At 37.8% G+C, this 12,974-nt stretch carries 13 protein-coding genes; all 13 read left to right on the top strand.

The genetic code is table 11. The features are described from left to right. The first annotated feature begins 68 nt into the window (after window positions 1-68). The 13 genes from HMPREF9420_RS02850 (at window position 69) to HMPREF9420_RS02790 (ending at window position 12,460) form a co-directional block, all read left to right on the top strand. Complete coding sequence (locus HMPREF9420_RS02850; protein WP_007133910.1) at window positions 69-1,631, top strand: sensor histidine kinase; 1,563 nt, start codon at window positions 69-71, stop codon at window positions 1,629-1,631. Window positions 1,632-1,676: 45 nt separating this feature from the next. Next, complete coding sequence (rprY, locus tag HMPREF9420_RS02845) at window positions 1,677-2,375, top strand: response regulator transcription factor RprY (protein ID WP_007133909.1); 699 nt, start codon at window positions 1,677-1,679, stop codon at window positions 2,373-2,375. 367 nt (window positions 2,376-2,742) lie between these two features. After that, window positions 2,743-3,087 carry a 30S ribosomal protein S6 gene (gene rpsF, locus HMPREF9420_RS02840; RefSeq protein WP_007133907.1) on the top strand — a complete coding sequence of 115 codons (345 nt, stop codon included), beginning with the start codon at window positions 2,743-2,745 and terminating at the stop codon, window positions 3,085-3,087. Between the two features lie 2 nt (window positions 3,088-3,089). Then, complete coding sequence (gene rpsR / locus HMPREF9420_RS02835) at window positions 3,090-3,362, top strand: 30S ribosomal protein S18 (protein WP_007133906.1); 273 nt, start codon at window positions 3,090-3,092, stop codon at window positions 3,360-3,362. 18 nt (window positions 3,363-3,380) lie between these two features. Beyond that, window positions 3,381-3,899: a 50S ribosomal protein L9 gene (gene rplI, locus HMPREF9420_RS02830; protein ID WP_007133905.1), complete on the top strand. Its 519-nt coding sequence runs from the start codon at window positions 3,381-3,383 to the stop codon at window positions 3,897-3,899. A 149-nt stretch (window positions 3,900-4,048) separates the two neighbouring features. Beyond that, window positions 4,049-4,936 carry an ACP S-malonyltransferase gene (gene fabD, locus HMPREF9420_RS02825; protein WP_007133904.1) on the top strand — a complete coding sequence of 296 codons (888 nt, stop codon included), beginning with the start codon at window positions 4,049-4,051 and terminating at the stop codon, window positions 4,934-4,936. Beyond that, window positions 4,936-7,074 (top strand): alpha-amylase family glycosyl hydrolase, encoded by a 2,139-nt coding sequence (locus tag HMPREF9420_RS02820; RefSeq protein ID WP_007133903.1) that lies wholly within the window; start codon window positions 4,936-4,938, stop codon window positions 7,072-7,074. Before fabD ends, HMPREF9420_RS02820 begins: the two co-directional genes overlap by 1 nt. A gap of 96 nt (window positions 7,075-7,170) precedes the next feature. Then, complete coding sequence (locus HMPREF9420_RS02815; protein ID WP_007133902.1) at window positions 7,171-8,121, top strand: hydroxymethylpyrimidine/phosphomethylpyrimidine kinase; 951 nt, start codon at window positions 7,171-7,173, stop codon at window positions 8,119-8,121. A 19-nt stretch (window positions 8,122-8,140) separates the two neighbouring features. Further along, on the top strand, window positions 8,141-9,022 hold the full coding sequence (gene pdxS / locus HMPREF9420_RS02810) for a pyridoxal 5'-phosphate synthase lyase subunit PdxS (protein ID WP_044079046.1): 882 nt from the start codon (window positions 8,141-8,143) through the stop codon (window positions 9,020-9,022). Beyond that, a complete protein-coding gene (gene pdxT, locus HMPREF9420_RS02805) occupies window positions 9,019-9,588 on the top strand; it encodes a pyridoxal 5'-phosphate synthase glutaminase subunit PdxT (protein ID WP_007133900.1) in 570 nt (189 codons plus the stop codon). Before pdxS ends, pdxT begins: the two co-directional genes overlap by 4 nt. A gap of 230 nt (window positions 9,589-9,818) precedes the next feature. After that, a complete protein-coding gene (aspS, locus tag HMPREF9420_RS02800; RefSeq protein ID WP_007133899.1) occupies window positions 9,819-11,576 on the top strand; it encodes an aspartate--tRNA ligase in 1,758 nt (585 codons plus the stop codon). Window positions 11,577-11,739: 163 nt separating this feature from the next. Further along, complete coding sequence (locus tag HMPREF9420_RS02795) at window positions 11,740-12,036, top strand: winged helix-turn-helix domain-containing protein (protein WP_007133898.1); 297 nt, start codon at window positions 11,740-11,742, stop codon at window positions 12,034-12,036. 79 nt (window positions 12,037-12,115) lie between these two features. Beyond that, window positions 12,116-12,460 carry a hypothetical protein gene (locus HMPREF9420_RS02790; protein WP_007133897.1) on the top strand — a complete coding sequence of 115 codons (345 nt, stop codon included), beginning with the start codon at window positions 12,116-12,118 and terminating at the stop codon, window positions 12,458-12,460. Window positions 12,461-12,974 lie beyond the last annotated feature (514 nt).

Raw genomic sequence — 12,974 nt, 5'->3', positions numbered from 1 at the left:
AATAAATTAGAATGATTATTTTAACACATTCATGTTAACTTGTTAAAGATTAGTTTATCTTTGTCATTATGAAGAAAAGGACGATATGGACAATTGCTACCATCATGGGAATCTCATTCATGGGGCTCTTATTCCTGCAGTTGAGCTATATACAGGAGATGGCAGAAATGAAGAAGGAGCAGTTTGATGAATCCGTCAACCGAGCTCTTTATCAGGCTTCACGCAATCTTGAATTGAATGAAACCCTTCGATATTTAGAGAAAGATGTGAAGGAAAGTGAGCGGCGTTCTTTTGTTCGTGATTCCGTTGGTACACGTTCGGGGCAACCCAATGATGGTACAATTCAGCAGAGCCACCAGTATTCTACTATTGGTAAAGATGGTACGGTGTATTCATCATTTGAGTTAAAAACCATAGCGACAAAACCGGCTTCAATGCCAAAAGGAATGATTCTCAAGACGGATAAGAACTCTTTGTCTGAGGCTTCTAAGTCTTTACAGGAGATTATTAAGAATCGTTATGTCTATCAAAAGGCATTATTGGATGAAGTCGTTTATTCTATATTGTACTCTGCTTCGGATAAACCCTTGAAGGAACGCATTAATTTTAAGCTTCTTGATCAAGATTTGAGAGCGGAACTAATGAATAATGGTATCAACATACCTTATCACTTTACGGTTTCAACTCAGGATGGAAGAGAGGTGTATCGCTGTCCAGATTACTCGGATGAAGGGGAAGAATTTACTTATTCACAGGTGCTGTTTAGGAATGATCCTCAGTCGAAAATGGGGGTTGTGAAGATTCATTTTCCGGATATGAATAATTATATTTTTTCGAGTATTCGATTCATGATACCAAGTATAATCTTTACATTGGTGTTGTTGGTAACGTTCATCTTTACGATAGTCATAATCTTTAGATCAAAACGTTATAGTGAGATTAAGAATGACTTTATAAATAACATGACGCATGAACTTAAGACTCCAATTGCCAGTATATCTCTGGCTGCGCAGATGTTGAATGATAAAAGTGTCACGAAGAATGAGTCGATGATGGCTCATTTGGGCTCCGTTATTAATGATGAAAGCCGTCGTTTGCGGTTCCTTGTCGAAAAAGTATTGCAAATGAGCATGTACGATCGCAAGAAAGCTGTATTAAAAAAGCGTGAGATAGATATCAATGAGATGATAGAGAGCATTGGGAATTCGTTTACCTTGCGTGTAGAACATACTGGAGGAAAGGTTTATACAGAGATAGAAGCAGTTGACTCCATGATCTATGTTGATGATATGCATTTTCAGAATGTGATTTTTAATCTCTTGGATAATGCTGTAAAATATAAGAATCCTGACCAGCCTTTGAATGTTTATTTGAGGACTTGGAATGAAGGAAAGAAGGTTTGTGTCTCTGTGAGAGATACAGGAATGGGTATAAAAAAAGAGAACTTAAAAAAAGTATTCGATAAATTCTATCGTGTACATACAGGCAATGTACATGATGTAAAAGGCTTTGGTCTCGGTCTTGCTTATGTGAAAAAAATGGTAGATTTGCATGATGGAGATATCCATGTAGATAGTGAATATGGAAAAGGAACGACCTTTACGATTAAGTTACCCTATGTTGAGAGTTAATTATAGAGTTATAAATAAGATTACTAACATTAAAAATATGAAGTTATGGAAGACAAATTGAAGATTCTTTTATGTGAAGATGATGAGAACTTGGGAATGCTTCTACGTGAGTATTTACAAGCAAAAGGTTATGCCGCTACACTTTGTCCAGATGGCGAAGTCGGTTATAGAGAGTTCTTGAAGACAAAGTTTGATATTTGTGTCTTAGATGTGATGATGCCTAAAAAGGATGGATTTACACTGGCACAAGAGATACGTCAGGCGAATACGGAAATACCAATTATCTTTTTAACGGCAAAAACCTTGAAAGAAGATATATTAGAAGGCTTTAAGATTGGTGCTGATGATTATATCACTAAGCCTTTTTCTATGGAAGAACTTGTGTTCCGTATTGAGGCAATTTTGAGAAGAGTTCGTGGTAAGAAAAATAAAGAAAGCACACTCTATCATATTGGCAAGTTTACTTTTGATACTCAAAAACAACTGCTTGTGATTGGAGAGAAGCAAACAAAATTAACTACAAAGGAAAACGAATTGCTTGCTTTGTTGTGTTCACATGCCAATGAAATTTTGCAGCGTGACTTTGCTTTGAAAACCATTTGGATTGATGATAATTATTTCAATGCACGTTCTATGGATGTGTATATCACCAAGTTGCGTAAACATCTGAAAGATGATCCTCAAATAGAAATCATTAATATCCATGGCAAGGGATATAAGTTGATTACTCCAGAAGAGGATTAAATTCGATATTTAATATTTACTTTGGTGCTTATCATTTATTGTGTGTCCAATAATACCAATGACGATAAGCACCAAACTTGTAAATAGTAAATAGTTCAATTGGTATAATTTAAATATGTGATGGATGCATAAAATAATGACACCTAAATATACCAATGGTAAGTTTACTAATTTTAGTAATTGTCTTCTTTTTGTAAAAGCAAACTTTTTCATTCATCTTATTTTGGCACAAAAATACAAAATAATTTGTTTATCTCACAAATTAAATGTAATTTTGCAAAACTTTTTGGAGATATAATGACTAATAGTATTTTATCTTCGAATATAAATTAAACGTTTAAATAATAATTTTTTCAATTTTATTAGTATGAATCAATACGAAACCGTTTTCATTTTGACTCCCGTTTTGTCTGATGAACAGATGAAGGAAACGGTCGCTAAATTCAGAAATCTCCTCACAGATAATGGAGCCGAGATTTTGAATGAAGAGATCTGGGGATTGAAAAAGATGGCTTATGCTATCGAGAAGAAGTCAACAGGTTTTTATTGCCTGGTTGAATTCAAGGGTGAACCATCAATCGTTAACACACTTGAGACAGGATTCCGTCGTGACGAAAAAGTAATTCGTTACATGACAGTGCGCCTTGACAAGTATGCTGTACAGTATGCTGAAAAGCGCAGAAGTAAACTTGGTAAAAAAGAGGAGGCTTAATTATGGCAGAGCAGAAAAAAACAGAAATCCGTTATTTGACAGCTCCTTCAATCGACACTCGTAAGAAGAAATATTGTCGTTTTAAGAAGAGTGGTATTAAGTATATTGACTATAAGGATCCTGAGTTCTTGAAGAAATTCTTGAATGAGCAAGGTAAAATCTTACCTCGTCGTATTACAGGTACTTCTTTGAAGTATCAACGTCGTGTGGCACAAGCTATTAAGCGTGCTCGTCAGATTGCTTTGCTTCCATATGTAACCGATTTGATGAAGTAATAAAGGAGGATTTTTGATATGGAAATTATACTGAAAGAAGATATTATCGGACTTGGATACAAGAATGATATTGTGAATGTAAAGAATGGTTATGGTCGTAACTATTTGATTCCAACAGGTAAAGGTGTTATTGCTTCTGACTCAGCAAAGAAAGTTTTAGCTGAAGATTTGAAACAGCAAGCTCACAAACTTGCTGCTATTAAAGCTGAAGCTGAGAAGAAAGGTAATGCTTTGAGTGGTGTTTCTCTTACAATCACAGCGAAAGTAAGTGCAACGGGTGCTCTTTATGGTTCTGTGAATGCTGCTACAGTTGCAGAAGAACTATCAAAGAAAGGCATTGAGGTTGATCGTAAGATTATTACAATGCATGACATCAAAAAGGTTGGTGAATTTGAGGCAACAGTACACTTCCATAAGGAGGTAGAGGTAAAGGTACCTGTAATAGTTGTTGCTGAGAACGCTCCTGTAGAGAAAGTTGCTGAAGAAGATACTTCTAAAGCTGATGTTGAAGTAGAAGAAACTCCAGCAGCAGAATAATAGAATAACAATTATTGCACTGTAAAGCAAATCTATATAAATCCCGAGAACAACTTGTTTGTTTTCGGGATTTTCTTTTTCTATTGCATGTTTCTGCTTTTTTTTTTGTAGCTTTGCAAAGAATATTATAAACATTTAAATATCATATAATGAAAGCTTTTGTATTTCCTGGGCAGGGTGCTCAGTTTGTTGGTATGGGTAAGGACTTGTATGAGACTAATGCACTTGCCAAAAAATATTTTGATAGAGCAGATGAAATCCTTGGTTTTAAGATTACTGAGATAATGTTCAATGGAACAGATGAACAATTAAAGGAAACCAAAGTGACCCAACCTGCAGTTTTTTTGCATAGTGTTATTCAAGCATTATGTTTAGGCGACAGCTTTAATCCTGCAATGGTAGCAGGTCATTCACTTGGTGAATTTTCTGCACTTGTTGCTTCGGGAGCTTTAGATTTTGAAGACGGTTTGAGGTTAGTGGCATCTCGTGCCAATGCTATGCAGAAGGCATGTGAAATTAATTCTGGTACTATGGCTGCTATTATAGGTCTTCCTGACGAAAAAGTTGAGGAGATTTGTGCTTCTGTTAGTTCTGAAGGTGATATTGTAGTAGCTGCAAATTATAATTGCCCTGGACAATTAGTAATTTCAGGTAATGTCAATGCTGTTAATGCTGCATGTGAAAAATTGAAAGAAGCTGGTGCGAAACGTGCACTACCTTTAAAAGTTAGTGGTGCTTTCCATTCTCCTTTAATGCAACCTGCTAAAGATGAATTGCAAGCAGCTATTGAGAAAACAACATTTAAGACACCTAAATGTCCGGTTTATCAGAATGTAGATGCAAAGCCACATACAGATGCAGAAGAAATAAAATTGAATTTGATAGCTCAGCTAACAAGTCCTGTCCGTTGGACAGCAAGTGTTCAAACCATGATTCATGATGGTGCAGATGATTTCACGGAGTGTGGTCCAGGTAAGGCTCTTCAGGGGATGATTGGTAGAATTGATAAGAATGTTAATGCTCATGGCATTGCATAATGAAAGATAAAATACTAATATATCAAGTATTACCAAGACTTTTCGGCAATCGGAACGAATCATTAACTGAATCCGGGACGATTGCCGAAAATGGTTGTGGTAAGTTTTCTTCGTTTGATGATAAGACTCTAAAAACTTTGAGTGATATGGGATTTACCCATATTTGGTTTACAGGAATCATCAGACATGCAACACAAACAGACTATTCTATATATGGTCTTCCTGTTCAACATGCTGAACTTGTGAAGGGACAGGCTGGTTCACCTTACGCCATTGTAGACTATTATGATGTTGATCCTGATCTTGCAGATAATGTTTCTTTGCGAATGACTGAATGGAAACGATTAGTTGATCGTACGCATGCTGCGGGAATGAAGGTAATAATAGATTTTGTCCCTAATCATGTTGCACGCGAGTATTTATCTATTTGCAAACCACATGATGTACAGGATCTTGGTGCTACTGATAATTCTTCCATGGCTTTTTCTCCATCAAATAATTTCTATTACTGCTGGGGAGAACCTCTTGATTTAAGTTTAATTACAGCGCATTCTACATACAACGAGATTCCCGCTAAGGCTACAGGAAATGATCATTTCGATGCACATCCAACATCAAATGATTGGTATGAAACCATAAAATTAAACTATGGTGTAGACTATTGTGATGCAGGAGGACGTAGTTATCATTTTAATCCGCGTCCCGAAACGTGGGATAAAATGACAAATATCCTTTTGTATTGGGCTTCAATGGGTATTGATGGCTTTCGTTGTGATATGGCAGAAATGGTTCCTGTAGATTTTTGGAACTATGCAATTAGAAACATTAAAGCAAATTTCCCATCATTAATCTTTATAGGAGAAGTTTACGATATGTCACAATATCGTAGCTATATTGCTAATGGCTTTGACTATTTGTATGATAAAGTGGGTATGTATGATTGCTTGCGTGGCATTATTACGGGTGTAAGAAGTGCTAATGAGATTACACATTGGTGGCAAGCAACAGATGATATCAACGCTCATATGCTCTATTTTCTTGAAAATCATGATGAACAAAGAATTGCGAGTGATTTCTTTGTGGGTGAAGGATATAAAGCAATTCCAGCTGTAGCTGTAGCTCTTTTTATGAGGAAAAATCCTTTTATGCTTTATAGTGGGCAGGAGTTTGGAGAGCGAGGTATGGATAAAGAGGGCTTTAGTGGTTTAGATGGAAGAACTACAATTTTTGATTATTGGTCAGTTTCAACACTTCGACGAGCTTTCTCTGAGACGCCGTCCTTGACAAAAGAAGAAAAAGAACTTGCAGAATCTTATCGTAAACTACTTCATATTTCTCGAACGGAAGTTGCAATTCAAGAAGGTGAATTCTTTGATTTAACCTATGCAAATCCTAATAGTGAGCACTTTGATTCATGTAGAGAGTTTGCATTTATGCGAAAGAAAGGCAACGTTGTATTACTCATTGTAGCGAATTTCTCAAATGAAAAGAAAGATACAGATGTTATTATCCCTTCGCACGCATTCGATTTTTGGCATCTTCCCGAGATGAAGGTTGTATCGCAAGAATTATTGAGTGGTAAATTCTTTAATTTAGATTTAAGATGCGACTCGGCTGTTCGTGTAACGGTCCCTGCTTATGGTTGTGGAGTGTTTAAGTTTGATTTGAGTATGAAGAATAATGATTATTTGTTTAATGAACACAATAAAGAAGAGTTCCCTCCAGCGCATACTGCTGAACATTTACTCAACCAAGTAATGATTCAAATGTTTCATTGTGATAGGAGTTACAATGCTCATATTGAAAGGAAGAAGAGTAAAATGAGCTTTATCTTGAATCATAAACCTACAAGACAAGAAGAAATTGAAAGGAGGATGAATGAACTTATTCAAGAAGACTTACCTATTACTTACGAACTTGTTGATAGAGCTCATATTCCAGATGGTGTTACTCTTGACAGGTTACCAAATGATGCATCAGAAATGTTACGTTTGGTTCATATAGGGACATTTGATATCTGCCCTTGTATAGGTAAGCATGTTCGTTCTACTTCACAAATTGGGCGTTTTGAAATGCTTGGTACGAACTGGGATGAATCAAATCACTCCTTTAGGATACGTTTCAAAGTTATCCAATAGAAGTTTATTTAAAATGATGTTTTCCTTGTCAAAAGGAGAACATCATTTCTTTTTGTGCAATTTATTCTTTTACTTTGTAATCTAATTTCTAATTTAATGAATCAGACTGCGATATTAACAATAACGGGAAGTGACGGCACTGGTGAATCAGGTTTGCAAGCAGATGTAAGAACGATAACTGCATTAGGTTGTCATGCAGTGTCTGCAATAACGACAATAACGATTCAGAACACGCTTGGCATCCAGTGTTTTTATGATATCCCATGTGATATTGTTGCAGCTCAGATAGAGGCAATTGTCAATGATGTTCAACCTACTGTAATCAAAATAGGTATGATTCGGAGTGTTGAAATGTTGAATGTTATTGTCAATACGATTGTGAAGTATAAGCCAAAGCATGTTGTTTTTGACCCCGTTATCAGTTCTTTTTTGAAGGAGAAATTGATGAGTCGAGATGTTATCTCGCAGATTAGATCATGTCTCTTACCACTTTGTTCTGTTATTATTATTCAGCATTCAGAGAATGATTTGCTTTTAGGTGAGTGCTCATTCCCTAATGTTTACTTCATAGAAGATATCAAACGACATGGTGTTCGGAATGTTTTTACCAGTGCTGTAGCTGTTTATTTGCAGAAAGGAAAGTCTAATGAAGAGGCTTTTCAGCTTGCCCGAAAGTATGTTGAACAATCAATGGTTTCGCCAAGCCCACTTAATGGTAGGAGTTTAGAATTGTTTCACGAGTTTATCCACTTAGTACATCAGAATTATCAGACAAACAGTGATGTTGCTTTTTATGCTAATTGTATGAATGTTTCTGCACGATACTTAGCTCAGGTTTGTAAACGCGTGGTTTCAAAGTCACCAAAAGCAATTATTGATGATTATATAGTTGATCAGCTATCCAAATCTCTTACGGCAGAAACATCTAAAACAATTCAACAGCTTGCCTATGAGTTTGGCTTTTCCAATCAAGCTCATTTTTCTAAGTTTTTCCATAAAATAAAAGGGATTTCTCCTTCAGAATATAGAAAACTTCAACATGAATAATTTAATTAATACAAAGAATATGAATAATAAGAATGAACGTCAAGAATTAAATCGGAACCTTGCACAGATGTTGAAGGGTGGTGTTATAATGGATGTAACAACTCCCGAACAAGCGAAAATTGCAGAAGCTGCCGGTGCATGTGCTGTGATGGCATTAGAAAGAATCCCTGCAGACATTAGGGCAGCAGGAGGGGTGTCAAGAATGAGTGACCCTAAGATGATTAAAGGTATCCAAGAAGCCGTAAGTATTCCAGTTATGGCTAAGTGCCGAATTGGACATATTGCGGAGGCACAGATACTTCAAGCTATCGACATAGATTATATTGATGAGAGTGAGGTTTTATCTCCTGCAGATAATATTTATCATATTGATAAAACTCAGTTTAATGTTCCTTTTGTATGCGGAGCACGTAATTTAGGCGAAGCCTTGCGTAGAATAGCAGAAGGTGCAACGATGATTCGCACAAAGGGTGAGCCTGGTACAGGCGATGTTGTACAGGCTGTAAGTCACATGCGATTGATGCAAGGTGAGATTCATCGACTATCAAGTATGGCTGAAGATGAACTTTTTGAAGCAGCTAAGCAGTTACAAGCACCATACGATCTTGTTAAATTTGTACATGATCATAATCATTTGCCTGTTGTAAACTTTGCCGCTGGCGGTGTTGCTACACCTGCAGATGCAGCATTGATGATGCTTTTGGGGGCAGAAGGAGTTTTTGTTGGAAGCGGAATCTTTAAGAGTGGAAATCCTGAAAAGCGTGCTGCTGCCATTGTTCAAGCTGTAACTAACTATAATGATCCTGCTTGTCTCGCTGCACTTAGTGAAGATTTAGGTGAGGCTATGGTAGGGATTAATGAAGATGAAATAGAACTTCTAATGGCTGAACGCGGAAAATGAGAATCGCAGTTCTTGCATTACAGGGGGCATTTGTTGAACATCGGCAGATGCTTCATCAATTAGGTGTCGAAAGTTTTGAAGTTCGTCAGCTTGCAGATTGGCAACAGTCGAAAGATGCTTTGATTATTCCCGGAGGAGAGAGTACTGTACAAGCATCTTTACTGGGCAAACTGAATCTTTTGCTTCCTATACGTGAAGCTATTCAAAACGGACTTCCTGTGTTTGGCACATGTGCAGGCTTAATACTATTGGCCAAGCAGGTTGAGCATGAATCGAATGAGCGAATAGCTACTATGGATATAGAGGTTAAGCGGAATGCTTATGGCAGACAATTGGGAAGTTTCAATACAGAAGCTTCGTTTGCCGATGTTATTGTTCCCATGACTTTTATCCGAGCGCCTTATATTAGTAAGGTAAATGATGGTGTTCGAGTGCTTTCTGAGGTAGATGGTAGAATTGTTGCAGCTCGTGAAAACCAACAACTTGTGACAGCCTTTCATCCAGAACTTACTGAAAACACATTTGTGCATAAATACTTCTTGCAAATGATTCAAGGCAACGTATAACTTCCCTAACATTGAGAATGTTGTTCAAATCATTTGTTTCTATAACAGGAAACGTTCTTCTCTGTATGCGTATAGAGGAATGTTTCCTTTTTGTATATAGATAATAAAGGTTATTATTTTAGTTTGGAAGTATGATAATGTTCTTGTTTTAATCATTTGATTGGTATTCAGATTCAATATTATTTTGTAACTTTGCAACTTAGTAGAAAGATAATAAACACATACGTATTATGTATAGAACAAATACATGTGGAGAGCTTCGTCTCTCTGATGCCGGAAAAGAAGTAGTTTTGGCTGGATGGGTACAGCGATCAAGAAAGATGGGAGGTATGACTTTTGTTGATCTCCGTGATCGTTATGGTATCACACAGCTTGTTTTTAATGAAGCTGATGATCGTTCTCTTTGTGATGCTGCCAACAAGCTCGGTCGCGAATATTGCATCCAGATAAAGGGTGTTGTCAGTGAACGCCAGAGTAAGAATCCAAAGATTGACACAGGTGATATTGAAATCTTAGTAAAGACACTTCAAATTCTCTCACCTTCATTAACTCCTCCATTCACCATTGAAGATGAATCAGATGGAGGTGACGACATCCGTATGAAGTATCGTTACCTTGATTTACGTCGAAATGCGGTGCGAAAGAATTTAGAGTTGCGTCATCGTATGACAATTTTGATTCGCAACTTCTTAGATTCTCAAAACTTCATTGAAGTAGAAACTCCTATACTTATTGGTAGTACGCCAGAAGGGGCACGCGACTTTGTTGTTCCAAGTCGTATGAATCCTGGCCAGTTCTATGCGCTTCCACAGAGTCCACAAACGCTGAAACAATTGTTGATGGTTGCAGGCTTTGATCGTTATTTCCAAATTGCAAAGTGCTTCCGAGATGAAGATTTGCGTGCCGATCGCCAGCCTGAGTTTACTCAAATCGATTGTGAGATGAGTTTTGTTGACCAAGATGATGTCATCAATTTGTTCGAAGAGATGGCACGCCACTTGTTCAAAGAGATTCGCGGAGTTGAGTTGCCCAAGCTACAACAAATGACGTGGCACGAAGCAATGAAGCGTTTTGGTAGTGATAAACCTGATTTGCGTTTCGGAATGGAGTTTGTTGAACTCAAGGATGCTTTTGCTGGAAAGGGCACTTTCTCAGTGTTTGATGAAGCGAAATATATTGGTGGTATTTGTGTTCCAGGTTGTGCAGACTACAGTCGCAAGCAACTTAATGAGTTGACAGACTTTGTCAAGCGGCCACAGGTTGGTGCGAAAGGACTTGTTTACATTAAATATAACACCGACGGAACTATTAAGAGTTCAATTGACAAGTTCTATAGTGAAGACGAACTCCTTGAAATCAAGAAGGTCATGGGAGCCAATGATGGCGACCTTGTGCTGATTCTTAGTGGAGACAACGCCAATAAAACACGCATCCAGCTTTGTGCTTTGCGTCTTGAAATGGGTGATCGACTTGGCCTTCGCGATAAAAACGTCTTTAAATGCCTTTGGATTATTGATTTCCCATTGTTTGAGTGGAGTGATGAAGAGCAGCGTCTCATGGCAACGCATCATCCATTTACAATGCCTAATCCCGACGACATCCCACTGCTTGAAAGCCAACCCGAGAAGGTGCGTGCCAAAGCTTATGACTTTGTTTGCAATGGTATTGAAGTTGGAGGCGGCTCACTTCGTATCCACGACACGCAACTTCAGGAGAAGATGTTTGAAGTTCTTGGCTTTACCAAAGAACGAGCTGAGGCGCAGTTTGGTTTCTTGATGAATGCCTTCAAATATGGAGCACCACCTCATGCAGGCCTTGCTTTCGGCTTAGACCGCTTTGTAAGTATCCTTGCCGGACTCGATTCTATTCGTGACTGCATTGCTTTCCCGAAGAACAATAGTGGACGTGACGTGATGCTTGATGCTCCAGGAATGTTAGATCAGAAACAATTAGACGAGTTGCAGCTTAAGCTCGATATCAAAGAGTAATGTTGATATATGTCAAGAAAATAGCTCTCTAAGATAAGGGCTTGTAAGTTTTCTTACATAAGCTTAGTCGATTTAAAAAATAATAATTACTTTTGTGCTGTCAACTTAAATGTTTGACATGATACGCTCACATTTATGATAAAGATTAATTAATTTGTTAGTTATGGCAGAAAAGAAAGCAACAACAAAGGCTGCGCCTGCAAAGAAGGCTGCAACAAAGAAGGCCGCTGCGCCCAAGAAGACCACAGCAAAAGAGTCTGTATTGTCTATCAATGCTGAAAGTGTAGGTTTCCGTGCCGGTGATGTTTACCAGGCTTTGGCATCAACAGGTAAGGCTCTCTCTGTAGTTGAGATTGCTAAAGCTGCAAAGATTAGCACCGAAGAAGTTTATCTCGGTATTGGCTGGCTCTTCAAAGAGGGCAAAGTTAAGGACGAGAACAATTTGATGACACTCGCATAATATTCACTGAAGAGAATATTGAGTCAAGAGAAAGGGGAACTGACTATAAGCGTTCAGTTCCCCTTTTTTTCGATTGGTTATGCAAATCTACAATAACGAAATATTAAAAGTTTTAGCTGAGGCTGGCAATGATGGATTGTCGGTCAAGAAGATTGCACGCCATGTTCACAATGCCCATAACACCTTGTTTTCTAATGTCAGTTTCGATGAGGTTTATGCTTATGTAGGCCAATATCTGAAACGCAATTCTAAGTGTGTTGATTCCATTATAGAGCGAACTGATTTGCGCGGCGTGTATCGTATTAATTTGCGTAATGAACATTCTCAACAACTAATGTTGCAATTTCAAGATGAATATGATGAAAAGGAGAGTTCACAGGAAGCTGCTGTTGACCAATCTTTGTCTTTATTTGACGATTTTTAGGCCCCAAACGCAATGTGCCTAAAATTGCGCGACACCTCCCTTCTTTTCACACTATATCGTAACAGAAAGTTATGCGCTAACGGCAATTCTTCCTTTTTAAGTCTTTCTGAAACGTTCAGAAGCGCGAAAAACCTCCATTTGGTCTTTCTGAAATGTTCAGAAGCATGAAAAACTTCTTTTTGGTGTTTCTGAAACGTTCAGAAGCGTGAAAAACTTCTTTTTTGTCTTTCTGCAGTGTGCAGAAGCATGAAAAATCTCTCTTTTGTCTTTCTGCAGTGTGCAGAAGCATGAAAAACTTCATTTTGGTCTTTCTGAAATGTTCAGAAGCATGTTTTTTCCTATTTTTGTCTTTCTGCGTCACGCTTAAGCACCTAAAATCTCTTTTTCGCCTTTCCGCGCCGCGCTTAAGCACTAAAAATCTCTTTTTTGTCTTTCCGCGCCGCGCTTAAGCACCAAAATCTCTTTTTTGTCTTTCCGCGCCGCGCTTAAGCACCAAAATTTTCTTTTTCGCCTT

This window comes from Segatella salivae DSM 15606 (assembly GCF_000185845.1).
GTDB lineage: Bacteria > Bacteroidota > Bacteroidia > Bacteroidales > Bacteroidaceae > Prevotella > Prevotella salivae.
This window is presented reverse-complemented; position numbering and strand designations above follow the sequence as displayed.